22 protein-coding genes are annotated in these 24,346 nt (G+C 69.1%); 16 read left to right on the top strand and 6 right to left on the bottom strand.

Translation table 11 applies throughout. From position 1 onward, the window contains the following. Positions 1 to 225: 225 nt before the first annotated feature. Together BKA15_RS10440 and BKA15_RS10445 are read left to right on the top strand one after the other, a co-directional pair. The gene (locus BKA15_RS10440) at positions 226 to 2,799 is read left to right on the top strand and encodes a glycoside hydrolase family 2 protein (protein WP_179750514.1); all 2,574 of its coding nucleotides are present in this window, start codon (positions 226 to 228) and stop codon (positions 2,797 to 2,799) included. A 160-nt stretch (positions 2,800 to 2,959) separates the two neighbouring features. Further along, on the top strand, positions 2,960 to 3,367 hold the full coding sequence (locus tag BKA15_RS10445) for a hypothetical protein (protein ID WP_179750516.1): 408 nt from the start codon (positions 2,960 to 2,962) through the stop codon (positions 3,365 to 3,367). Between the two features lie 77 nt (positions 3,368 to 3,444). Here the strand turns inward: BKA15_RS10445 and BKA15_RS10450 are convergent, their stop codons facing one another. Beyond that, on the bottom strand, positions 3,445 to 4,554 hold the full coding sequence (locus BKA15_RS10450) for a Gfo/Idh/MocA family protein (RefSeq protein WP_179758369.1): 1,110 nt from the start codon (positions 4,552 to 4,554) through the stop codon (positions 3,445 to 3,447). Between the two features lie 5 nt (positions 4,555 to 4,559). Further along, a complete protein-coding gene (locus tag BKA15_RS10455; RefSeq protein WP_179750518.1) occupies positions 4,560 to 5,306 on the bottom strand; it encodes a sugar phosphate isomerase/epimerase family protein in 747 nt (248 codons plus the stop codon). Positions 5,307 to 5,521: 215 nt separating this feature from the next. Between BKA15_RS10455 and BKA15_RS10460 the strand changes: the two genes are divergently transcribed. The 4 genes from BKA15_RS10460 (at position 5,522) to BKA15_RS10475 (ending at position 9,123) form a co-directional block, all read left to right on the top strand. Further along, positions 5,522 to 6,532 (top strand): LacI family DNA-binding transcriptional regulator, encoded by a 1,011-nt coding sequence (locus tag BKA15_RS10460; protein ID WP_179750519.1) that lies wholly within the window; start codon positions 5,522 to 5,524, stop codon positions 6,530 to 6,532. A gap of 200 nt (positions 6,533 to 6,732) precedes the next feature. Next, positions 6,733 to 7,599, top strand: coding sequence for a sugar phosphate nucleotidyltransferase (locus BKA15_RS10465; RefSeq protein ID WP_179750521.1), 867 nt, complete (start codon positions 6,733 to 6,735; stop codon positions 7,597 to 7,599). Positions 7,600 to 7,763: 164 nt separating this feature from the next. Then, on the top strand, positions 7,764 to 8,351 hold the full coding sequence (locus tag BKA15_RS10470; RefSeq protein ID WP_312878931.1) for an RNA polymerase sigma factor: 588 nt from the start codon (positions 7,764 to 7,766) through the stop codon (positions 8,349 to 8,351). Further along, positions 8,344 to 9,123 carry a hypothetical protein gene (locus tag BKA15_RS10475; protein ID WP_179750523.1) on the top strand — a complete coding sequence of 260 codons (780 nt, stop codon included), beginning with the start codon at positions 8,344 to 8,346 and terminating at the stop codon, positions 9,121 to 9,123. Before BKA15_RS10470 ends, BKA15_RS10475 begins: the two co-directional genes overlap by 8 nt. Here the strand turns inward: BKA15_RS10475 and BKA15_RS10480 are convergent. After that, entirely contained in the window at positions 9,078 to 9,683 is a 606-nt protein-coding gene (locus tag BKA15_RS10480) for a dihydrofolate reductase family protein (protein WP_179750525.1), read from the bottom strand. The genes BKA15_RS10475 and BKA15_RS10480 overlap by 46 nt on opposite strands. 93 nt (positions 9,684 to 9,776) lie before the next feature. Here BKA15_RS10480 and BKA15_RS10485 point away from each other — a divergent pair, with 93 nt between their 5' ends. The 10 genes from BKA15_RS10485 (at position 9,777) to BKA15_RS10530 (ending at position 20,728) form a co-directional block, all read left to right on the top strand. Continuing rightward, positions 9,777 to 10,745, top strand: a complete 969-nt coding sequence (locus BKA15_RS10485) for a sigma-70 family RNA polymerase sigma factor (RefSeq protein WP_312878932.1) — start codon at positions 9,777 to 9,779, stop codon at positions 10,743 to 10,745. 26 nt (positions 10,746 to 10,771) lie between these two features. Further along, positions 10,772 to 11,299 (top strand): orotate phosphoribosyltransferase, encoded by a 528-nt coding sequence (gene pyrE / locus BKA15_RS10490; RefSeq protein WP_179750529.1) that lies wholly within the window; start codon positions 10,772 to 10,774, stop codon positions 11,297 to 11,299. A 173-nt stretch (positions 11,300 to 11,472) separates the two neighbouring features. Continuing rightward, complete coding sequence (locus BKA15_RS10495) at positions 11,473 to 12,450, top strand: ABC transporter permease (protein WP_179750531.1); 978 nt, start codon at positions 11,473 to 11,475, stop codon at positions 12,448 to 12,450. A gap of 6 nt (positions 12,451 to 12,456) precedes the next feature. Continuing rightward, the gene (locus BKA15_RS10500; protein ID WP_218871190.1) at positions 12,457 to 13,413 is read left to right on the top strand and encodes a carbohydrate ABC transporter permease; all 957 of its coding nucleotides are present in this window, start codon (positions 12,457 to 12,459) and stop codon (positions 13,411 to 13,413) included. Positions 13,414 to 13,448: 35 nt separating this feature from the next. Then, a complete protein-coding gene (locus BKA15_RS10505) occupies positions 13,449 to 15,011 on the top strand; it encodes a DUF3502 domain-containing protein (protein WP_179750533.1) in 1,563 nt (520 codons plus the stop codon). A gap of 36 nt (positions 15,012 to 15,047) precedes the next feature. Beyond that, positions 15,048 to 15,680, top strand: coding sequence for a YesL family protein (locus BKA15_RS10510; protein ID WP_179750535.1), 633 nt, complete (start codon positions 15,048 to 15,050; stop codon positions 15,678 to 15,680). A 34-nt stretch (positions 15,681 to 15,714) separates the two neighbouring features. Further along, a complete protein-coding gene (locus BKA15_RS10515) occupies positions 15,715 to 18,135 on the top strand; it encodes a glycoside hydrolase family 2 TIM barrel-domain containing protein (RefSeq protein WP_179750536.1) in 2,421 nt (806 codons plus the stop codon). A gap of 4 nt (positions 18,136 to 18,139) precedes the next feature. Next, entirely contained in the window at positions 18,140 to 19,351 is a 1,212-nt protein-coding gene (locus BKA15_RS10520; protein WP_179750538.1) for an ROK family transcriptional regulator, read from the top strand. A 48-nt stretch (positions 19,352 to 19,399) separates the two neighbouring features. After that, positions 19,400 to 20,044: a hypothetical protein gene (locus BKA15_RS10525; RefSeq protein ID WP_179750540.1), complete on the top strand. Its 645-nt coding sequence runs from the start codon at positions 19,400 to 19,402 to the stop codon at positions 20,042 to 20,044. A 3-nt stretch (positions 20,045 to 20,047) separates the two neighbouring features. Further along, positions 20,048 to 20,728, top strand: a complete 681-nt coding sequence (locus tag BKA15_RS10530) for a hypothetical protein (protein ID WP_179750542.1) — start codon at positions 20,048 to 20,050, stop codon at positions 20,726 to 20,728. 25 nt (positions 20,729 to 20,753) lie between these two features. On the opposite strand, the gene BKA15_RS10535 is transcribed toward BKA15_RS10530, so the two are convergent. The 3 genes from BKA15_RS10535 to BKA15_RS10545 are packed head-to-tail and all read right to left on the bottom strand — an operon-like array spanning position 20,754 to position 24,346. Next, complete coding sequence (locus BKA15_RS10535; RefSeq protein ID WP_179750544.1) at positions 20,754 to 21,248, bottom strand: SixA phosphatase family protein; 495 nt, start codon at positions 21,246 to 21,248, stop codon at positions 20,754 to 20,756. 7 nt (positions 21,249 to 21,255) lie between these two features. Continuing rightward, positions 21,256 to 23,487: an FAD-dependent oxidoreductase gene (locus BKA15_RS10540; RefSeq protein ID WP_179750545.1), complete on the bottom strand. Its 2,232-nt coding sequence runs from the start codon at positions 23,485 to 23,487 to the stop codon at positions 21,256 to 21,258. Positions 23,488 to 23,506: 19 nt separating this feature from the next. Continuing rightward, positions 23,507 to 24,346 carry a MurR/RpiR family transcriptional regulator gene (locus BKA15_RS10545; RefSeq protein WP_179750547.1) on the bottom strand — a complete coding sequence of 280 codons (840 nt, stop codon included), beginning with the start codon at positions 24,344 to 24,346 and terminating at the stop codon, positions 23,507 to 23,509.

A 24,346-nucleotide genomic window follows, 5' to 3' on the forward strand; every position in this document is an offset into this window, starting at 1 on the left:
GGTGTGGGCGATCGGGAGCTCGCGGTGCCACCACACCTTCGCCGGCCAGAGCGGCCGGCCTCGGATCGGTCAACTCTCTGCGAACATCACAGCCGCCGCTGACCAGACGGGCCCGGCTCGGAGTTCGTCACGCTCGTCGACGCCGGACCGCCCCAATCTAGCATCGGGTCGTTGTCCCGGGGGTACCGTTTTCCGGGCCGGCGGCGCTCACGTACCGTCGGTGGAATGAACGCCGAATCACTCACCCGCACCGACCTCGGCAGCGCCGCCGGGATCGCCTGGACGCTCAGCACGCCTGCCGCGGAGCTGCCCGCGCCCTGGTCCGGCCTGGCCGGCGCCACGACGCCGGCGACCGTGCCCGGTGAGGTGTACGCCGACCTGCTGACCGCCGGGCTGATCCCCGACCCGTTCGACGGCGACAACGAGGCGAAGCTGGCCTGGATCGGTCGCACCGACTGGAGCTACCGGGCCACGTTCTCGTTTCAGCGCACCCTGAGCTCGTCGAAGGGCGACCGGCACGACCTGGTCACCGACGGGCTGGACACGGTGGCGACGATCACGCTGAACGGCACCGAGGTCGGCCGGACGGCCAACCAGCACCGCGGCTACCGGTTCGACGTGACGTCGCTGCTGGTCGACGGCGACAACGAGTTGGTGATCGACTTCGAGGGTCCGGCGACGGCGGCGAGGCGGCTGGAGGCCGAGCTCGGCGATCCTCGGCCGGCCTCGTACGCCCATCCCTACAACGCGATCCGCAAGGCCGCCAGCACGTACGGCTGGGACTGGGGGCCCGATCTCGCCGGCGCCGGCATCTGGCGCCCGATCGGGATCGAGTCCTGGAGCACCGCCCGGATCGCCGCGGTTCGTCCGCTGGCCGCACCCAGCCCGGACGGCGGCGGTGTCCTCACCGCGCACGTCGACCTCGAGTGGGCGGCCGGGGCGACCGAGCCGACCAAGATCAGCGTCGAGATCGGCGGTCACCGGGCCGAGCAGGACGTCGCACCCGGCACCGCTTCGGCGGTGATCATGGTCGAGGTTCCGGACGCCGAGCTGTGGTGGCCGGTCGGGTACGGCGAGCAGCCGCTCTATCCGGTCACCGTCACGCTCGGGTCGGCCCCTTCGACGGGCTCAGGGATCGACACCTGGCGGGGCCGGGTCGGCTTCCGTACCGTCGAGATCAGCACGGCACCGGACCGGGCCGGCAGCGAGTTCGTGATCTTGGTGAACGGCCGCCGGATGTTCGTCAAGGGCGCCAACTGGATCCCCGACGACGCGTTGATCACCCGGACCAGCCGGGAGACGTACCTGAATTCGATTATGGACGCGCGTGACTCCGGGATGAACCTGCTCCGGGTCTGGGGCGGCGGGTTCTACGAGAGCGAGGACTTCTACGACCTCTGCGACGAGCTCGGGATCCTGGTCTGGCAGGACTTCCTGTTCGCCTGCGCCGCGTACGCCGAGGAGGAGCCGCTGGCGAGCGAGGTCGAGGCCGAGGCGCGGCAGGCGATCACCCGGCTCAGCCGGCACGCCAGCCTGGCCGTCTGGAACGGCAACAACGAGAACCTCTGGGGCTACGTCGACTGGGGCTGGAAGGCCAAGCTGGGCGACCTGACCTGGGGCGACGGCTACTACTCCGACCTGCTGCCCGCGCTGGTCGCGGAGCTGGATCCGCGCACGCCGTACACGGCGGGCAGCCCGTCCTCCCCGCCGAAGTACCACTACCCCAACGACTACCGGCACGGCACCATGCACATCTGGGACGTCTGGAACCGGGTCGACTACGCGCACTACCGCGACTATCCCGCCAGATTCGTTGCGGAGTTCGGGTTCCAGGGCCCGCCGGCCTGGTCCACGCTGACCTCGGTGGTCCATGATCAACCGCTGGACCCGTTCGGGCCGCAGATGCTGGTGCACCAGAAGGCCGGCGACGGCAACCTCAAGCTGCAGCTCGGGCTCGGTGATCATCTTCCGATGTGGAGCACCGAGCCGTTCCACGCCGACGACTGGCACTGGACCACCCAGCTCAATCAGGCCCGCGCCGTCGGGTACGGCATCGCCCACTTCCGCAGCCTGCACCCGCTGAACAGCGGCACCGTGGTCTGGCAACTCAACGACCAGTGGCCGGTGATCTCCTGGGCCGCGGTCGACTCGACCGGCATCCGCAAGCCGCTCTGGTACGCGCTCAAGGCGGTCTACGCGGACCGGCTGATCACCGTCCAGCCGCGGCCAGCCAGCAACGGGCCGTTCGATCTGCAGCCCATCGAGGGTCAGGCGCCGGCCGTGATCATCCACAACGACAGCGACGAGCCGTGGTCCGGCACGTTGTCGATCACCCGCCGGAGCACCGGCCTCGGCAGCGAGACCCTGGCCGAGCAGGAGGTCACGTTCGAGGCGGCACCGCGATCGGCGGTCACGATCGAACCGGCGCCGGAGTTGATCACGCCGGAGGACCCGACAGCCGAGTTCCTCGCCCTGGTGGCGGAGGGAGCCGCGGACGCCTACTGGTACTTCGTCGAGGACACCAGCCTGCGGGTCCACCCGCAGGACGACGCGGCGACCGTGACGGTGGTCGGTGACGGCGGCGTCCAGCGGGTCACGGTACGGGCGGAGGCGCTGATCAAGGACCTGGCGATCTTCCCGGACCGGCTGGATCCGGCAGCCCGGGTGGACAGCGGTCTGATCACGCTCACCGCCGGCCAGTCGCACACGTTCGTCATCACGGCTCCGGCGCCGCTGGACGAGGCGGCGCTGACCACCCGGCCGGTGCTGCGCTCGGTGAACGACCTGATCACCGGCTGATCGGACCGTCGGCGATCATCAGATCACCGGAGCGGGAGGTTGCGCTCGCGGAGTGACCCGTGCCAGTCTCAGGAACACGGGGCTCCGCAACACGCAGTCGCGGGCCGCCGGGGCTACGGGTCGCCCTCGGAGGTCCACGACGCCCGACCTGGAGGTCTAGATGAGTGACGTACAGGACATGGAGGCAGCGGCCGAGACGCCCGAGGAGAAACGGGCGACGGGCTTCGGCAAGGCGGCACTGACCGTCGCGATCATCGAGGTCGTGTTGTTCGTGGTCTCGATCGCGCTCCTGATCGCCAATCTCGGCGTCCTGGTGAACGCGGTCACCCAGCTGATCCAGAACGGCACCACCGAGGCCGGCCAGGCCGTCGCGGTGGCCGGGATCATCGCCGTGATCATGCTCGTCGCGTTCGCCGTGGCGGTTGTGCTGATCGGTGCCGCGATCACCTTGTCGATCCAGGCGATCGGCACCGGCAAGGGCCGCAAACGCGGCATCCTCGCCCTGCTGCTGGCGATCTCGCCGCTGGTGCTGCCCGCGGTGTTGATCACCATCGGTGTGATCAACTAGCCGGGCCGGAACGCAACCGAGCCTGTCGGAGGAGTCCTCCGACAGGCTCGGCGCACGTCGTGATCAGCAGGGGTTGATCAGAGCGTCTTCGCCTTCGGGTCCCAGTCCTCCGGCAGCAGTTCGGCCGGCGCGACCGTGCTCTCGACCGTGACGAACTGACCCTGCTCGCCGGACTCGGCCATCGACGTCATGATGTCGAGGACGTGGTATGCCAGCGCGCCCTGCGCCCGGTGCGGCCGGTCCTCCCGGATCGCCCGGGCCAGGTCCAGGGCGCCGGTGCCGCGGCTGGACTTCTCGGTCGTGGTGCCGATGACCTCCCAGTCGTCGGAACCGGTCTTCCTGATCTTGATCTCGCCCTGGAACGTGTTCGGGTCCGGGACCAGCAGCGTGGCCTCGGTGCCGGTGATCTCCAGCAGCGTGCGCGGCTGCGGCGAGTCGAAGCTGAAGATCGAGGTCAGCGACTGGCCGCTGGTGAACCGGACCAGGCCGGCGGTCTGGCTCGGCACCGTGACGTCGAACTCCTGGCCCGCCTTCGGGCCGGACCCGATCACGCGCTTGGCCTTCGCCTTGGAGCCGATCGCGGCGACCGACTCGGCCGGGCCGAACGCCTGCACCAGCGCGGTCAGGTAGTACGGGCCGATGTCGAACAGCGGTCCCGCCCCGTCCTGGAACAGGAACGCCGGGTTCGGGTGCCAGGACTCCGGGCCGGGGCTCTGGAACAAGATCAACGCGGTCAGCGGTTCGCCGATCACGCCGTCCTGCAGCGCCTTGAACGTGGCCTGCAGCCCGGAGCCGAGGAACGTGTCCGGCGCGCAGCCGACCCGTACCCCCTTCTCCTCTGCCGCCTGCAGCAGCTGCTGCCCGCTGGCCCGGTCCAGGGTCAGCGGCTTCTCGTTCCAGACGTGCTTGCCGGCCGCCACCGATGCCAGCGCCACCTCGGCATGGGCCGCGGGGATGGTCAGGTTGACCACGATCTCGACGTCGGGATGGTTCAGGACAGCAGACGGGTCGCCGGCGACGGCGATGCCCTTCTCCTCCGCCTTGGCCTTGGCGACCTCCGGATAGAGATCGCCGACGGCCAGCACCTCGACGTCGGGGAAGCTCTTCAGGTTGTCCAGGTAGGTGTTGCTGATGACGCCGGTGCCGATGATGCCGACGCCGACCGGTCCGGTGCGCTGCTCTCCCATGATGATCAAGCCCCCTTGCCGGCGCTCAGGTACGCGAAGCTGGTGCCGACCGCCTCGATCAGGTCCTGCTCGCTGTCGTCCAGCTCCACCACCCGGAGCGCGTTCGGGGCGGCGTCGACGTACTCCCAGATCGGGATCGACCCGGTGCCCAGCGGGACCTGCTTCTTGTTGTCCCGGGTCCCGTCGCCGTCCTTGATGTGCAGCGCGACGACCTTCTCGCCGAGCCGCTGCAGCAGCGCCGGCACGTCCGCGCCGCCGACCTTCGCCCAGTAGGTGTCCACCTCCAGCACGACGCCGTCGGCCAGGTTGTCGGCCAGCACCTCGAGCGCGTGCTTGCCGTCGATGATCGACTCCAGCTCGAACCAGTGGTTGTGGTAGCCGACGGTCAGCCCGTGCGCGGCCGCCTTCTCGGCGGCGGAATTCAGGTCGGCGGCGATCTGCTTCACGTCCTCGGCCGACTCCCAGCGGGCCGGGTCGACGTGCGGGTCGATGACCAGGGAGACGCCCAGCTCCTTGGCGACGCCGAAGATCTCCTCCTGATCACCCTTGAGCAGCCCGACGTGGGTCGACGGTGCGGTCAGGTTGTGCTGGCTCAGGCCGGTCCGCAGTGCGTCGGCGTAGTCGGTCAGTCCGAACGGTTCGACCTGGGTGTAGCCGAAGCCGGCGATCTTCGCCAGCGTGCCGTCGAAGTCCTCGGCCAGCGCGTTGCGCACCGTATACAGCTGCACCGACAGGCCAGTCGGATGTGACATGGAGGCTCCCTCGTCCTTGATTGCGGTGGGTCAGACGGGATGGTGATTGACCCCGCTGCAGGGGGCGGTCGATCCGCCGCCGCCGGGTGGCGCCCATGGGTGGATGGCGCCGTTGCATCCCATCATGTGTCCCGACTCTACCGAACCGGTTCAGTTCATGCAGTAGCGTCTCCCTTCACGGACACGAGCCTGCGCGAACACAAGGAGGTGTGGTGGTGGCTCGCATCACGATCAACGAGATCGCCCGCCGCTGCGGGGTGTCCAAGGGCGCGGTGTCGTACGCGCTCAACGGCAGGCCCGGCGTCTCGGACGAGACCCGGGAACGCATCCTCAAGGTAGCCCGGGAACTCGGCTGGGCCCCGAACTGGACTGCCCGGATGCTGTCCGGGTCGCGGACCGAGGCGTTCGGCCTGGTGCTGACCAGGAATCCGCGGGTGCTCGGCAGCGAGCCGTTCTTCATGGAGTTGATCTCCGGCATCGAGAGCGTGCTCTCCGAGCGGTCGTACGCGCTGCTGCTGCAGGTGACCGCCGACCTGGACGCCGAGCTCGACACGTACCGGAAGTGGAACTCCGAGCGCCGGGTGGACGGCGTGATCTTGGTCGACCTGCGGGTCGACGATCCGCGGATTCCCTTGCTGCACAAGCTCGACCTGCCCGTCCTCTGCATCGGCGACCCCGGCCTGGCCGCCGGCTTCCCCGCCGTCTGGACCGACGACGCGACCGCCATGATCAACGCCGTCGACTACCTGGTCGGGCTGGGCCACCGCAAGATCGGCCGGGTCTCCGGCACCGCCGATCACGGACAGGTCGGCATCCGCGGCGAGGCGTTCCGGGGTGCCTGCGAACGGGCCGGGGTCGAGCCCATGATCGCCGACTCCGACTTCTCCGCCGAGGCCGGCCGGACCGCGACCCGCGAGTTGATCACCGCCGACGACCCGCCGACCGCGGTCCTGTACGACAACGACATCATGGCCGTCGCCGGCCTCTCCACCTGCCTCGAGCTCGGCGTCACCGTGCCGGACCAGGTCTCCCTGCTCGCCTGGGACGACTCCTCCCTCTGTCAGATCACCCACCCCTCCCTGTCCGCGATGAGCCACGACGTGATGGCGTACGGCGCGCACGCCGCCCGTCGCATGTTCGAGGTCCTGGAAGGCACCGCCACCGGCGCCTACCTAGACTCCGTCCCCACCCTCACCGAACGCGACAGCACCAGACCCCCTCCCTAGAAACCCCGCCGACCAGTCACCAAAGCAGCGGTTTTGGCGGCGTGTCGCTGCACTTGTGACCAGTCGGCGAGGGGGTGAGCTGGGGTCACGTGCGGCAAGCCGAAGACGTCAGGTGGACCGGCGACCGCAGAGCGGGACCGTGGCCGAGCTCGAAGGCGCACCTCGGCGCGGCGGCCGCGAATCGTGAAAAGGTCATGGGCATGTCCAGCAGCGAATGCGCGGTCGTGCTGACGGCCGGCTACGGAAGCCGCCTCTTCCCGGTGACCGCGGTCGTACCGAAGAGCCTGATGCCGGTGCTCGACCGGCCGGTACTGCACTACCTGCTGGCCGACCTCGTCGCGGCCGGCGTCGACGACATCGGCATCGTCGCCGATCGCTCCGACCAGGCGATCCGGCACTACGTCGACGGACTGCCCGAGGTGGCGGCAACCCTGGAGCGCCGGGGTTGGGGGCACAAGTTCGAACCGATCGCGCGTGCGTACGAGGAACTTGCGGCGGCCCGGTTCACGATCATCGAGCAGGACCTCACGGCCGGCGACTACGGCACCGCGGTACCAGCACGGTTGGCGGCCGAGTTCGTCGGCGAGCGGTCCTGCTTCTACCTCTCCGGTGACGACCTGCTGACCACAACGGACGGCCGCGGGAACGCTGCTGATCTTGCCGACCTCCGGGCCGCCGCGACCGACTGCCTGGCCTCGATGCAGGTGACGACGGTGCCGGCGGAACTCGCGCACCGATACGGCATCGTCGAGCTCCGTGATCATGGACAGAGCCGGCGGTTGGTCTCCCTGATCGAGAAGTCGAGCACGTCCCGCGGGAGTTTCGCCAACATCAGCCGCTACTACCTGACCCCGGCCGCCTTTCGGGTGGTCAGCGAGCAGCCGGTGAATCCAGGCACCGGCGAGGCGATGATCACCGACGCCATGCTCCGACTCCTGAGCGCGGGCCCGGTCGGCGTATCGGTCGCTCGTGGCCACTACTTCGACTGCGGATCGCTGGACGGGTGGCACCGGGCCAACGTCGCGATGATGCAGGGCAGAAAGACCGCTGCTCCCTCCAGCACCTGATCACGGAGCGGGCCGCCTCTCCGGCGCTCCACCAGCAGTGATCTCGCGACACGATCAGGAGATCGCGAGCCGAACCGCCACCCTGCGCTCCCTGCCGACCGGTCACAAGTGCAGCGACACGCCGTCAGAACGCCTGCTTTTGTGACCGGTCGGCGGAGGGTGGGGTGGGGTGGAACCTGGGTGGGGTCGGCGGTGTAGTGGGGGTACGGGAAGGAGGCGGGATCGGCGACGGGGTCGGGAACGGCGGTCCGGGTGGTGAGCGCGTGGCGTTCGCCGACCTGGTGCGGCTCCATGCGCCCGTCGCGAAGCGGGCGGCGGTGCTGTGGGGGGCCGGGGCGGAGGCGGACGACGTGGTGCAGGAGGCGTTCGTGAAGGCGTTCCGGGCGATGCCGCGGTTCCGGGCCGGGCAGGAGTTCCGGCCCTGGCTGCTGCGGATCGTGATCAACGAGACGCGGAACCTGCATCGCGGGCGGACCCGGCGGGAGCAGCGGGAGCAGCGCTGGTGGGACGACCGGACGGTCACCCACCCGGATACCGAGGCGGTGGTGCTCACCGCGGTCTCGGCCGGGACACTGGCCGGCGCGGTGGACCGGCTGCCCGAGCCGCTGCGGGCGGTCGTGATCTGCCGCTATCTGCTCGAGCTGTCCGAGGCGGAGACGGCGGCCAGTCTGCGGGTGCCCCGCGGGACGGTGAAGTCGCGGCTGTCTCGCGCGCTGGCCCGGCTGCGGACGGAGGTGAGCGTCGATGAATGATCAACAACTCGAGACCGCGCTGCGTGACCTCGGCGGTCGGGTACGGGTCGAGCCGGTCCCCGAGGATCTCGCCGAGCGGGTGCTGGCCCGGATCCCGGACCGGAAGCAGCATCCGGTCCGGCGGTTCCTGCGCCGACTGGTGATCGACGTCCGGGCCCGGCGTCGGCTGATCGCGGTGATCATCGCCGCCCTGATCGCCGGACTGCTGCTGGCCAGCCCGGTCCGCGCGGCAGTGATCGAATGGCTGCGGGTCGGCGGCATCGCCTTCCGGTCCGCGCCGGCCCCCTCCCCCAGCTCCGCCGGGACGCCGGCCCGTCCGGGCGGGCCGATCATGATCGAGGTCGCGGACGTCGAGGCGGCCAGGACCATGATCGACTTCCCGATCGGGCTGCCGGCCGGGCTCGGCCCGCCGACCCGGGTCGCAGTCTCGCAGGACCGCCGGGTGGTCGAACTGGAGTTCGAGACCGAGCAGGGCCAGGTCCTGCTGTCCGAGTTCGACGGCAGCATGATCGTCTTCGTGAAACGGAACTGGGAGCGGCTCACCAAGGTGCAGGTGCACGGCGAGCTCGCCGTCTGGCTGCCAGAGTCGCACACGATCTCGTACGTGGATCCCGCCGGGGTCGAGCACACCGACGCGGCCCGCCGGTCCGGTCCGTCGCTCGCCTTCGAGACCATCCCCGACGGCACCGGCCGGACGATCACGGCCCGAATCGAAGGTGACCTTGATCAGGAGCGTGCCGTCGAGCTCGCCGAATCGCTCACGTTCCCCTGATCCGCGACCTCGTACCGCAGCAGGGCCACGACACCCAGCGCCTCGGCCGATACCAGCCGCAGCTCACGCCGGGGAACGTTCGGACCGAACAGCCGCCGTCCGGCGCCGGCGGCGGCCGGGAAGATCAACACCCGGTACTCGTCGACGAGATCATGGTCCGCCAGCGCCGCCGCAAGGCCAATGCTGCCGATCACGATCACGTCGTGACGCTCCCGCAGCGCCCGGACCGACCCGATCAGGTCGTCCTTGATCAACTCGGAGTTGGCCCAGGCAGTGACGTCGGTCAGGGTGCGCGACGCGACGTACTTCCGGGCCCGGTTCATCCGCACGGCGTACGGATCCGTCCGGCTCGGCCAACGACGGCTGAACAGCTGCCAGGTGGCCCGGCCGAACAGCAGGGCACCGGTCTCCAGTTTGTCGCCCAGCCGGAACTTGTCGTCGGCGACGGCTGCCCGGCCGGTCCGGAGCGCCCAGCCGCCGAAGGGGGTGCCGTCCGATCCGTCCGGATCCTCGACGACGCCGTCCACGGTGCTGAACTTGATGACGATGACGCGGTTCATGATGATCTTCTCCTCGGTCGGTCGATGAAGTCACCGGTACGTACTCGCCGATCACCCGGGACTCATCGCGGCGGCGCGACTAATCTGCCGGGAGTGACCGGATCCCTGCTGCGTACGGAGTTCGAGGCGAGCGTCGAGCCGTACCGGCGCGAGCTGATCGTGTACTGCTACCGGATGCTCGGCTCCTTCAGCGACGCGGAGGACCTGGTCCAGGAGACGCTGCTACGGGCCTGGCGCGCCCGCGATCGCTACGACGAACAGCGGGCCTCCTGGCGCACCTGGCTCTACCGGATCGCGACCAACGTCTGCCTCACGGCGCTGTCCGGGCGTGCCCGCCGGCCGTTGCCGTCCGGCCTCGGCCCGGCCGCCGGCGACCCCGACCATCCGCTGGTGCCCGACTTCGAGGTGCCGTGGCTGCAGCCGCTGCCCGACCGCGCGCGGAGTGCGGACCCGGCCGAGCACGCCGCCGAGCGGGCCGGGATCCGGCTCGCCTTCGTCGCGGCCCTGCAACGATTGTCGGCCCGGCAGCGGGCGGTGTTGATCTTGCGGGAGGTGCTGGAGTTCAGTGCCGCGGAGGTCGCCGACCAGCTCGACAGTACGACCGCCGCGGTGAACAGCGCCCTGCAGCGGGCTCGGGTCGCCCTGGCCTCGGCCGAGCCGGGTCCGGACCTGGCGGAGCCGGACGATCCCGCGGTACGCCGCACGGTCGACCGCTACGTGCGGGCCTTCGAGGCGGCCGACGTGACCGCCCTGGTCGGCCTGCTCACCGCGGATGTCGTGCTGGAGATGCCGCCGGTCCCGCTCTGGTATGCCGGCGCGGCCGCGTACGGGGCGTTCATGACGCGGGTTTTCCGCACCCGTGGCACGGACTGGCGGACCCGGCTCGACACCGCGAACGGGCAGCCGGCCCTGGTCGCCTACCGGGCCGGCGAGGACGGCGTGTTCCGGCTGCACACCCTGCAGGTGCTGAGCGTCATCGACGGCGCCGTCGCGCGCAACGTCGTGTTCCAGGATCCGACGGTCTTCGCCGCCTTCGACCTCGCGCCCGTCTTCCCCCACTGATCACCGGCATGCGAGAGGGTTGCGGCATGGATCGCGACGCTTTGGCCAAGGAGATCGACGCCGTCTGCCGCCTGCAGGGCACCTTCACGGTGCGGTCGGGACAGATCGTCTCGGAATACTTCGACAAGTACCGGTTCGAGTCCCGGCCCGACCTGCTGCGCCGGGTCGCCGAGGCGATGGTGCCGTTGCTGCCGCGGGAGACCGAATTGCTCGGCGGGCTCGAGCTCGGCGGCGTGCCGATCGCCACGATGGTGAGCTCGCTGACCGGGCTGCCGGCCGTGTTCGTCCGCAAGGCGCCGAAGACGTACGGGACTCGGCAGCTGATCGAAGGAGCCGACGTGGCCGGACGGCGGGTCACCCTGATCGAGGACGTGATCACCACCGGCGGCGCGGTCCGCGACGGGGCGGCCGGACTGCGCGGCCTCGGCGCGACCGTCGACACCGTGATCTGCGCGATCGACCGGACCGGCTCCGGCGGCGCTGCCCTGGCCGCCGACGGTGTGGCGATCCGTTCGGTTCTGACCAAGGCGGACCTGGACGCGCTGCGCTCCTGATCGGCGACTCCAGAAGCCGTCGACCTCCTGGCTGCACCCGGTGATCAAGGGCGAGTCACGGTTTCGATCAGACTATTGACAACCCTTAGTAAAAGGGCATTGAATCAACCCCAGCCGCGACCCCGGCAGGGGGCCGCGACGTCGATACCGCAGACACAGTGAGGTGATTGCGTATGGCAGTGCTGCCATCCCAGCCAGGGCTGGACCTGCCAGCCCGACCGGGCGGCAAACAGAGCAAGGCATCCTTCCGGCGCGGCATGCGGCACAGCAGGATGCTGCTGCTGATGTGCCTGCCGGCGATCGCGTTCTTCACGGTGTTCGCCTACGCACCGATGCCCGGGGCCTGGATCGCGTTCACCAACTTCAACTACCGCGACGGCATCTTCGGCAGCCCGTTCGTGGGCCTGCGCAACTTCGAGTTCTTGATCAAGTCCGGCCAGCTCTGGCTGCTGACCAAGAACACGATCTTGTACAACCTGGCGTTCATCATCATCGGCAACATCCTGCAGATCACGCTCGCGATCATGCTCAATGAGATCCGCTCGCGGTATTTCAAGAAGGTCAGCCAGGCGATGATGTTCCTGCCGTACTTCGTGTCCGTGGTGTTGATCGGCGTGATCGCGTTCAACCTGCTGAACTACGAAACCGGGACGGTCAACACCTTGATCGTCCAGGCCGGCGGCGACCCGCTCAAGCTCTACAGCATGGCCGGGGTCTGGCCGTTCATCATCATCATGGCGCACGTCTGGCAGAGCACCGGCTACGGCTCGATCGTCTATTTCGCGGCGATCATGGGCCTGGACCAGTCGATGTTCGAGGCGGCCGCGATCGACGGCGCGTCGGCCTGGCAGCGAATCGTCCACATCATCCTGCCCAGCCTCAAGCCGACGTTCTTCATACTGCTGCTGTTCTCGCTGGGCGGGATCATGCACGGCAACTTCGGCCTGTTCTGGAACCTGGTCGGCAACAACGCCCAGCTCTACGCGTCGACCGACATCATCGAGACCGCCGTCTACCGGATGCTGCTGTCGCAGAACAACTTCACCTCGTCCACGGCAGTCGGCCTCTACCAGTCCCTGTTCGGATTCGTCCTGATCCTGGTCGTCAACGGGATCATGCGCCGGATCAATCCCGACTACGCACTCTTCTGAGGGGCGATGATGACCGTTCAAACCTCGACGAAACCGTTGCAGTCGGCCCGCACGGACCGCCCGGCGAAGCCGCGGAAGGTCAAGCTCGACAGCAGCGAAGCGGTGCTCCGCGCGATCTCCTACCTCGTGGTCTCGCTGTTCGCCCTGATGTGCGTGCTGCCGTTCATCCTGATCGTCTCCGCCTCCTTCTCGGAGGAGTCCAAGATCGTCGAGCACGGCTTCAGCCTGCTGCCGCAGGGGTTCTCGACCGCCGCGTACGAGTTGATCTTCAGCTCGCCGCGGCAGATCATCGGCTCCTATGTGGTGACGATCGTCATGACGGTGTCCGGCGTGGCGATCGGGCTGGCGATCACCTCGATGACCGGCTATGCCCTGCAGCGCAAGGACTTCCCGCTGCGCAACTACACCGCCTTCTTCATCTACTTCACCACCCTGTTCTCCGCCGGCCTGGCTCCGACCTATCTCTGGATCGCCCGGACGCTCGGCCTGCGGGGCAACTATCTCGCGGTGTTCCTGCAGCTGCTGCTGTCGCCGTGGCTGATCATCCTGATGAAGAACTTCGCCCGCTCCGTGCCGTACGAGGTGATCGAGTCCGGCAAGATCGACGGCGCCGGCGACTTCAGGATCTTCGCCCAACTGGTGCTGCCGATGCTCAAGCCGGCGTTGGCCACCATCGGGCTCTTCACCGCACTCGCCTACTGGAACGAGTGGTATCTGTCGTCGCTGTATCTCGGCAGCACGGTCGAGTTCCCGCCGCTGCAGTACCACCTCTACAACATCATCAACACCGCCAATGCGCTGCGCAATTCGGTGGCCGGCTCCAATGTGACGATCACCGATCTGCCCAGCAACACCCTGAAGATGGCCAGCGCCGTCGTGGCCACCGGCCCGATCATCCTGGTCTATCCGTTCGTCCAGAAGTACTTCGTCAGCGGCATCACCGTGGGTGCTGTCAAGGGCTGAGGCTGTCGCCCCCCTTGTTGATCGAAAGGAATACGATGACCGGCTCCTCCCTCTCCCGTCGTACCGTGATGGGCCTGGCCCTGGCGGCCGGCGCCACCGGCCTGGCCGCCTGCACCTCGCCGTCGGACGGCAACTCCGACGGCGCACCGACCAAGATCACCATGCTCGTCCTCGGCGACAAGCCGACCAACGGCCGGCTCGAGAAGATGCTCGCCAAGCTCAACGGGCTGCTCACCGAGAAGGCCAACGCGACCCTGGAACTCTTCTACGTCGAATGGGCCGACTGGCAGACCCAGTACAACGTCCAGCTGCTGTCCGGTGACTCCAAGATCGACTTGATCACCACGGCCACGGACTGGCTGTTCGCGTACGAGAACGCGCAGAAGGGCGCCTTCCTCGCCCTCGACGAGGAACTGCTCACGTCCAACGCCCCGAAGACCTGGGAGGGCGTCGGATCCCGCGGCAACTGGGAGGTCTGCAAGGGCGCCGACGGGCAGATCTACTTCATCCCCGAGGACAACTTCACCCAGTGGACGAACCACGGCTACTTCTACCGCGGTGACTGGGCGAAGTCGGCCGGTGTCCCGGACGGCACGATCACCCAGTTCGAACAATTCACCCAGTACTTCAGCTGGGTGAAACAGAACAAGAAGAAGGCCTACCCGTGGGACGTGGCCGGGTCCAACACCACGGCGTTGACCGGCTATCTGCAGAGCAAGACCGACGGCCAGACGCTCCAACAGATCAGCGCCGGAAACTACTACCCGTTCCAGACCACCAAGGCCGCCCCGTTCACGGTCGGCTCATGGTTCATGGATTCGCCGCAGTTGATCGAGGCCGCCAATCTGGCGAAGCAGTGGAACGAGATCGGCGTCTGGCGCGAGGATGCGCTCAATTATGACGGCGACACCCGGGAGGCGCTCTATGCCGGCCTGTCCGGAGCCGACCAGCACCACACGCAGACCTATGTCGGCGGGATCTGGTACAACCTGTCCACCCGGCAGAAGGGCTCCGATCCCAAGATGTACTGGTTCGGCCAGGAGAACAAGAACATCTTCCGTGATCTCAAGACCCACGGCGCGATGGCGGTGAGCGCCAATTCCAAGAACCCGGAGAAGGCGCTGCAGGTCTACGAACTCATCCGTAACGACGAGGAGTGCTACCGGCTGCTGAACTTCGGCATCGAGGGTTCCGACTACGTCATGAAGGACGGGAAACTCGCCTACCCGGATGGGTACGACCCGTCCACGGACGGCCTCGGCGCCAACTTCTGGGGCGGCCGGATGGACGAGTTCGAGCCGCCACGGCTGGCCGACCATCCGGAGAAGGAAGCGATCTTCGGCCAGCTCGAGGGGATGTCGACGGACTACCCGTATTCGACGCTGTTGATCAACAAGGACATGATCGACCCGGGTCTCGCGGCGATGGGCTCGGTGCTGTCGCGCTTCATCCCGCAGCTGCAGTACGGCAAGGCCAAGGACCCCGCGGCCATGATCGACGAGATGCGCAAGGAGCTGGCCACCGCCGGCTACGAGGACGTCAAGCAGTCGATCCAGCAGGACATGGACAAGTGGGCCAGTGAGAAGGGCCTGAAGTAGCCGGACGGTCGCACGACGAACAGCGGGAGCAGCACAGTGATCACGATCTTCAGCGAGAACTCGCCGGCCATGAGGTTCCTGTCGAAGCTGGCCGACCTGATGGTGCTGAACCTGCTGTTCGTGGCGACCTCGCTCCCGCTGATCACCCTGGGCGCCTCCCTCACCGCCCTCAACGCGACGGCGATCAGCCTGGTCACCGGCCGCTACGACTCGATCCCGAGGACGTACCTCGGCGCGTTCCGGAGCAACTTCCGCCGGGGTACGCTGCTCGGCCTGGTGGCGCTGGGGCTGATCGCGGTCGTGGCGGCCTGGTATGTGGTGATCGACCGGGCCGACGTCGACGCGCTGCTCCGGCTGCTGCTGTTCGCCGCCGTGCTGCTGCTGGCCTACCGGGTGATCGGGACGCTGATCTTCCTGTTCCCGTACCAGGCCACGTTCTCCGACTCGTTCGGCCGGGTGATCAACAACGCCCGGCGGATGTCGGCCCGGCATCCGGTGGCAGCGTTCACCGTCCTGGTGGTGACGGTGCTCCCGATCGTCGTCGGCGTCTACTACCCGCAGGTCTTCGTCTGGGGCATCGTCTGGTTGGCCTTCGGGTTCTCGGGGATCGCGTTCGTCAACGCCATCGTGCTCGTCAACGTCTTCAAGAAGTACGGCCTCGAGGCCTGACCTCGGCCTGGATCCGTACGAGGAAAGGGATCGCATGCGCAGCACCGTCATCGAGGCCTGGTCCTTCCTGCCCGCCGACGACCCGGGCGCCTGGAAGCGGAACGCCGACGAGACCGGCTTCCGGCCCGTCCGGGTACCGCACGACTGGGCGGTCGAGCAGCCGTTCGACGAAGCGTGCTCGAGCGGCACCGGCTATCTGCCGGGCGGGGTCGGGTGGTATCGGACCCGCTGCTCGATCGATGCACTGGGTCTGAAGGAGGCCCCGGCCGTGCGCCTGGTCTTCCACGGCGTCTACAAGAACGCGCAGGTGTGGGTGAACGGCTACCACCTGGGCGGCCGGCCGTCCGGGTGGTCGGAGTTCTCGTTCGACCTGACCGAGCTGATCGGCTACGCACCCGACGACGACCTGGTGATCAGCGTCCGGGTCGATCATCGCGACCTGGCGGATTCCCGGTGGTACAACGGATCCGGGCTGACCCGCAGGGTCGAGATCGAGGCCCATGACGCGGTGTCGCTGGCCCACCACGGCACCATGATCACCACCCGTTCAGCGACCTCCGGCCTGGCCGAGGTCGAGGTGGTCCAGCGACTGCAGAACCACAGCGACGTCCCGCGGCGGGTCGTCGTGGGTCACCGTCTCGAGCCGCTCGGCGAAAAGCGCACTGAGCTTGTCGAAGTGCCAAGCCAGATCGGGCCCAGCCCCCTTCGACAGGCTCAGGACGACGCTTCGACAGGCTCAGGGCACGAGGTCACTGTTCCTGCGCACGGAACCGTCGAGTTGTCCACACTGCTACGAGTGCCCGACCCGCTGCTCTGGTCCGATGATCATCCGAATCTGTACCGGCTGGTCACCATGATCGACAACGAGAGCCGGCACGAGCTGGTGACCGGGCTGCGGACCATCGCCTTCGACCCCGATACCGGGTTCAAGATCAACGGCGAGCGCCGTGTGCTGCGCGGCGTGTGCCTGCACGAGGACGCCGGCCCGTTGGGCGTCGCGGTGCCGGCCGAGGTGTGGCTGCGGCGCCTGCTGCTGCTCAAGGAGGGCGGCTGCAACGCCGTCCGGATGGCGCACAACCCGCATGCCCCGGAGCTGTACGAGTTGTGCGACCTGGTCGGTCTCTACGTGATCGACGAGGCCTTCGACGAGTGGGAGAACCCGAAGAACAAGTGGTGGCAGGGCCACAACGTCTACCCGCCGAAGCACGAGGGCTACGCCCACGACTTCCCCGAGTGGCACGTCCGTGATCTTGAGGCGATGGTCGACGCGCACCGGCACCATCCGTCGGTGATCGCCTGGAGCATCGGCAACGAGATCGACTACCCCAACGACCCGTACGCCAGCCCGAAGTTCCTCGAGATGACCGGCAACAACGACGCCAACAAGCCGGCCGCCGAACGGGCCTACGACCCGAACCGGCCCGACATCCGGCGCCTGACCACCATCGCGAACGAGTTGATCACGATCGTCAAGGCGCGCGACGACAGCCGGCCGGTCACGTTCGCGGCGGCGTTCCCGGAGCTGTCCAGCACGACCGGGCTGTTCGAGCGGCTCGACCTGATCGGCTACAACTACAAGGAACACCTTTACGCCGATGATCATCGCCGGTTCCCCGAACAGCCGTTCGTCGGCAGCGAGACGTCGCACACGTACGCTGCGTGGCGGCACGTCGCCGACCACGAGTTCGTCGCCGGCCAGTTCCTCTGGACCGGGATCGACTACCTCGGCGAGACCCCCGGCTGGCCCAGCCATGGCTCGGCCGCCGGCCTGCTGACGACGGCCGGTTTCCCGAAGGAGCGCTGGCACCTGCGGCGCAGCTGGTGGTCCGAGGAGCCGATGGTCCGGCTCGCGGTCCGCCCGGTCGGGTCGGGCGACGACCGGCGCCTGTCCCGTACCTGGGCGGCCAGCGACGGCGAGATCGAGGTGGCGTGCTTCACCAACGCCGACAAGGCGAGCGTCAGCTGCGGGACGGAACCGGTCGAGCTGGTCTTCGACGCCGAGCTCGGCTACTGGCGAGGGACCGTCACGCCGGGAAGCCTCCCGCTCGCCGCCGAGGCGCGCGTCGGCGACACGACGGTGCGCGACGAGCTCGCTCTCGGGTCGGACCCGGTCGCGCTGACGGCGGCGGTCTGGACCGTTCCCACGGTGTGGCGGGCCGGGCTCGACCGCATCGCCGGCGGCGGGAAGGTGCACCAGCTCGAATGCCGGGTCGTCGATCGGGACGGCCGGATCGCGCGGGGCGAGGTCGTGGTCACCGCGGAGGTCGACGGCGGCGAGCTGCTCGGCCTGGACAACGGCGACCTGTCCGACACCACGCCGTACCGTGCCGCTCACCGGTCGACGTCGGCCGGCCTGCTCATCGCGTACGTACGCGGCGGCGGTGCCACCGTGACGCTGCGAGCGGGCGGGCTGTCCGACCTCGTACTCCGGACGCCGGACGACCTGGAAAGCTGACGATGTGAGTACGCGTTCAGCGAGCGACATCCGCAACGAGAGCCGGTTCGCGGTGCTGCGTCAGCTGCTGACCTCCGGCATGGCGACCCGGCAGCAGCTTGCGGTGGCCACCACGCTCAGCACGGCCACCGTGGCCAACGTCGTCGCGGAGTTGCAGGACGCGGGGCTGGTGCACGTCGTCGGCAAGGGCGCCTCGGTCGGCCGGCCGTCCTCGAAGCTGGCGATCAACAACGAGCCGCTGCGCCTGATCGGGGTCGACGTCGCGGAGACGTACGCCACCGCGGCGCTGTACTCGCTGTCCCTGGAGCACCTGCACGAGCACACCGAACCGCTCGACGACACCGACAATCAGCCGGCCACGGTGGTCGCCGGCGTGGCCGCCGCGGTGCGCGGAGTGCTCGCCGCCGCCGAGATCAGCCCGGACCGGGTCGGCGGCATCGGCATCTCGGTGCCCGGCCAGGTCATGCCGGGCACCGGAGTCTCGGTCTTCGCCCCCAACTGGGACTGGCACCAGGTGAACCTGCGCGACCAGCTGGAGGCGAAACTCGACCTGGACGTCGGCGTGCACCTGGACAACCCGCTCAAGGCCGTGACGGTCGCGGCGCTGTGGCTCGGCAACGGGCCGGCCACCGACACGATGGTCGTGGTCAACCTCGGTACCGGGGTCGGCGTGGGCATCGCCATCGCCGGCCGCCTGGTCCGCGGCACCTGCAACAACGCGGGAGAATGGGGCCACACCACCCTGGTCCAGGACGGCCGGCCGTGCCGGTGCGGCCGCCGCGGCTGTGTGGAGGCGTACGTCGGCGTACCCGGGATGCAGCTGACACTCGCCGAGCTCGCTCCTGATCACTCCGCCGTCGCGCTGCACCAGGACGAGTTCATCGCGGCCGTCGCGGGCGGGCTCGACGCCGCTGACCCGATCATGGCCGAGCTGCTCGACCGCACCTGCGCTTCGCTGGCGTACGGGCTCGGCGACGTGGTCAACCTGCTCAACCCGGACCGGATCATGCTGTGCGGCTGGATGTTCGGCGCCCTGCGGACCTGGATCATGCCGCGCCTCACCGACCTCGTCGCCGCGCAGGCCCTGGAGGCGTCACTGGATGTGGTGAGCCTGCAGCCGCTCGAGATCGGCCGCAATCCGGTGACCGCGGGCATGGCGATCTTCGCGCTCGAGGACGTCCTCGCCCGGCGCGGGCTGCCCAGCCGGGTCGTCTGATCGGAACCGTTCCGCGACCGGCGGTGTATCCGGGGCATGGGTGCCTTGATGCGGATCGGAGCGATCCTGGTGGGAGTGGTGGCGGCCGGCTGGCTGGCCGCGAGCCCGGCCGTGGCCGGCGGACCGACGAGCTTGCTGATCGTCAATCCGGCGAACGAGCGGACCAGTTCGGCGTACACGGGCGACGCCCGTTATGAGCGGTTGGCCCGCTACGTCGGCATCCACACCGGAGCCGGCGTCGAGCAGCCGACCGGTGGTGAGTCGCCGCCCGGCGGGATCGACAACGGTTTCGGCAGCGAGATCCGGCTGACCTGGCTGATCCACGACATGTCCGTCTGGCGGGTCGACCGGATCCATCTGGGCAAGGAGGAAGTCTGGATCCACACCACTCAGACCTGGGACGACACCCCGAACGCCGGGGTCTGGCACCGGGCCGCCGAGCCGAACAAGCTGCACGCCGCTCTGGCCGAGACCGGGGTGCTGCGGCCGGCCTCGCCAGTGCCGGCGGATACCGAGCCCGAGGCCACGCCGGCTCCACCCACGGACGCCGCGGCGGCAACCGCGAGCGGGCCGCCGACCCCGCTCACCGGCGCTCTGTTCGGCGTGCTCGGCCTCGCGATCGGCGTCGGCGGGACTCTGTTGTTCCGCCAGGCCCGCCGCCCGAATCCGGAGCGGATCGTCCTCAAGGGCTGACCGATGCGCCGCCTGCTCGCCGCCCTGGTGATCATGATCGCGCTGACGCCGTCCGTGGCGTACGCGGGCGAGCCGAGCAGCGTTCTGATCGCCGACCCGGCCCGTCGGCTCGCCGGCTCCGCGCACCACGGCGACGCGCGCTACCAGCGGCTCGCGGCCGCCGTCGGTCTCGCCGGGACCGACCTGCCGCGCAACGGCGCGTCCCCGCCCGCGGTCGGTGCCGTGTTCCGGGCCGACGTGCGCCTGACCTGGCTGCGGGACGACACCGAGATCTGGCGGATCGACCTGATCTTCGTGACGCCGAGCGACGGGCTCTGGATCGCCACCGGCCGGTCCTGGATCAGCGAGCCCAGCGACGCCGTCTGGCACCGGCCCGCCGACCCGGACCTGCTCCGCGCCACGCTGATCGACTCGGGGCTGGCGAAGGCGGTCGCCGGCGCCTTCCCGCCCCTCCCGCCGCCATCCGACGAGCCAAGACCGGGACTACCCCTGGTTGGGTACGTCCTCGCCGGCGCACTGGCCGGCATCGCGATCTCGATGGCCGCGCCACGCGGGCCCGCACCGAGCGGACGCGGAATCCGTCAGGGCGACCAGAACGGTCCGTCCGGATCGCTGACTGTGACGTCTCCGACCCATTTCGGGCGCCCCGCTGTTCCCCGGACTGGGGAATCCCGCGCCGCGTAGTCGCGGCACCGGGCTCCCCAGTCCTTCAGGGCAGGCGAAGCAGAGCTAGGCGGGCCGTGATGAGGTTGGACCAGGGATCGCTGAACTCGAGGACGGACAGGGTGGCCGGTGGGTAGCGGCGGTCGAGGGTGATCAAGGAATCCGGATCCGAGGTCTCCGGGTCGGCAAGATCACGGACGGCGCCGGGGACGGCCGGGGAGTGGCCGATCACCAGCGCGGTCCGGACGTCCTCGTCGAGCACGCGGACCGACTCCAGGATCGTTTCGCTGCCGCCGGAGTAGAGCGAGTCGGCGAACTCGGCCGGCGCGGTCAGGCCCAGACCGTCCAGCGTCTGCCGGGTCCGTACGGCGGACGAGCAGAGCACCCGGTCGACCGTCACACCCTGCTCGCGCAACCACGCGCCCACCTCGGCCGCCTCCCGAACGCCCTGCTCGGTCAACCGGCGGTCCCGGTCGGCGAACCCGGGCCGGAAGTCCTCGGTCGTCGCGTGCCGCAGGAGCAGCAGTCGATGACTGATCATGATCTCACTATGCCCGGTAGGCGCGGACCGCGATCACGTGGGCGCGCGGAGCTCCATTGGTCGCGGTGATCACGAGCCGCAGTCCGGCCGGCTCGGTGCACGCCGGCAGCGGATGGCTGCGGCGGCGGCGCCGGTTCTCGGTGACCTCGGCCAGCGTCGTCCAGGCACCGCCGACGAGCCCCTCGAGGCGGTAGTCGCGGACCAGGCCGGGCAGCACGTCGAACGGGGTCCGGTGATGGTGCAGGTTGATCAGGTCCTCCTCCACCTCGTCGTCGAAGATGATCACGACCTCGCCGACCGGCTGCGGCTCCGGCCAGGACAGTTCCAGCCAGGGTTCTTGATCATGGTCGAGCGGCTCGGAGACCCACAGCCGCGGGCCGCCGTACGGCCGCGCGTACTCGCCGATCACGCGTTCCGGCGCGTAGGCCGTGGTCGGCTCGGCCAGCCGCAGGCAGATCCCGGACCGGTGCCAGAGGTGCTTCCAGGCCCGCCACTGTTCGGTGTACAGCTCCTCCGGTCCGGGTTCGCGGTGCCGGAAGAAGATCATCCCCGGTTCCACCTGATCACTGCGGTGCAGCGCCAGGTCCGGGTTGTCGGTGATCACCAGGAACCCGTTCTGCGGCTGGTCCGGCTGCCAGCCGAGCGGCAGCGTCACCCACTGCTTCTCGCCGGCCGGGACGTCGATCTCGACCCGCTGCACCAGTTCGGACGGTACGTAGTTCTGCGGCAGGCCGGTCCGGTGCAGTTCCGCCACGAGTTTCGTGTCCCGTACCGCGTCGACGAGCAGCTCGACCTCGCCGAGCCGCGGCCAGACCGGAACGATCATGGCGATCGGGTCGGCCAGCGGGTGCGTCCCGGACGACACCTCGACGGCGACCCGGCGCAGTGTCGACGACGCGGTCACGGCGGCGCCGAGGGCGAGATCGGCCGGGTCGTCGTTGATCACGCCGAGGGTCGAGGCGTCGCTGCGGACCAGGGCCCGGTGCACCTCGGGCAGGTGCCGCGCGACCAGCTCCCGCGGCGTCACGCCGAGCTCATGGGCCAGCGCCGCCGCGGTGCCGGCCGCCTCGCCGCCCACGGCACAGGTCGCCATCACCCGGGTGGTCCCGAACGCGACGTGGCTGGCGCTGATGTTGCGGCCGGCCATCCACAGGTTGCGCACGTTCGCGGAATAGAAGCTGCGCAAGGGAATGTGGTAGTTGCCGTCGGAGAACCAGTGCCGCGACCCGGCCTCGGTGGCATACATGCCGCCGGGCGGGTGCAGGTCGATCGACCAGCCGCCGAACGCGACCCGGTCCTCGAAGAACGTCTGCTCGAGCACGTCGTGCTGGGTCAGCACATGATCACCGACGAAACGCCGGTACTCCCGCTTGCCCGGCACCGAGCCGATCCATTCCAGGGTGAGGTTGTCGGCGTCGAACCTGCCGGAGTTCTTGATGGAGTCCCAGATCCCGTACACCGCAGCCTGCAGCTCGTCGCGGATCCGCTCGTTGTCGTCGACGACGTCCAGCTCGCCGCCCCACTCGATCCACCAGTACGCACAGCCGTTCAGCTCGGTCTTGATCACCCGCCGCTCCGGGATCGACGTGGCCGTGATGTCCAGCGCGAACGGCGGCGGCACGTACTTCACCGGATGGCCGACATCCTTGGTGTAGAAGAGGATCGTGCTGCCCAGCGTGTTGCTGTCCGGCACCTCCGGCGCCCACGACTCACCGAACTCCGACCGCGGCTCCCGCCCGGTACGGTAGCGGGCGCCGGCCAGGAACCCGACCAGCCCGTCACCGGAACAGTCCAGGAACACGTCGGCCGTGAACGTGATCTCCCGCTCCGAACCCATCTGCCAGCCGGTCACCGAGTTGATCACCCGGTCCTCCTCCGGCCCGGACGCCGCGACCGTGCGGACGTCGGTGTTGAGGAACAAGTCGATCTTGTCCTCGGCCCGGACCGCCTCCAGGATCGTCAGATCCCAGTAGTACGGATTCCCGTCGGGATTGCGGAACTGGTTCTCCACGAACAACTCGCCCATGATCCCGGTCTCCCGGGCGAAGTGCTGCGAGCCGTGCGCGGTGGCACCACAGACCCAGACCCGCACCTCGCTGGAGGAGTTGCCGCCGAGCACCGGCCGGTTCTGGATCAGCGCCACCCGCTTCCCGGCCCGGGCCGCGGCGATCGCGGCGCAGACTCCGGCCAGTCCACCCCCGACCACGACGAGGTCGTACGCCAGCTGTTCGGCCCTCATGGCCATTCCCTTCGCATGATCACTCCTGATCGATGGTGTTGATCGGCATTCCCAGCGAGTCCGGGGTCCGTTGGGCCACCAGGACGAAGATCAGCCCGGCGGCGAGCGTGTCGGTGGCGCGACCGGCGAAATAGCCGGTCCAGTCGGGCCCGTCCCGGATCCCGGTGTCGATCACCAACTCGGCCTGCCGCGCCATCGTCGAGGAGGTCGAGCCGGTGATCACGGCCGCGGCGGCTCCCGCCTCGGCGGCCCGGCCGAGGAAACGGACCCCGTCCCGGTGCTCCCCGGACCGGGAGATCGCCAGCGCGACGTCGCCCGGGCCGAGCAGCCGGGCGGCGACCATCGCCTCCTGGTAGCCCCGGTGGAACCAGGCCGGCCGGCCGATCCGGAGCAGCCGGATCTGCAGCTCCTCGGCCGGGATCGCATCGCCCCACTCGCCGAAGATCGCGATCCGGCCGGCGTCGACGATCAGGTCGGCGAGCCGGCCGGCCACGTCGAGATCGATCGCGGCGACGGCCGCCCGGAGCGCCTGCGCATGCGTGCCGGCGAGCACGTCGAGCACCCGGCCCGGCGCGTCGGTCGGGGTGATCGTGGTGCCGATGTCGGCCTCCCAGCCGGCCTGCAGGTCCCGGCCGTGGTCGGTCGCGATCGCGGCCCGCAACGCCGGGAAGCCTTCGTAGCCGAGCGCCGCCGCCAGCCGGGTCAACGTGGCCGGCGAGGTCTCCGCGGCCGCCGCCAGACTGGTGATCGAACTCCGCCCGGCCAGGTCCGGTTGCTCCAAGATCAACTCCGCCACCCGGCGGGACGCCCCGGCCAGCTCCGGCAGCAGGTCCTTGATCGACTTCAGCGGTGCGTCCAT

Origin of the sequence: Microlunatus parietis (genome assembly GCF_013407955.1) — a bacterium.
Lineage (GTDB): Bacteria > Actinomycetota > Actinomycetes > Propionibacteriales > Propionibacteriaceae > Microlunatus > Microlunatus parietis.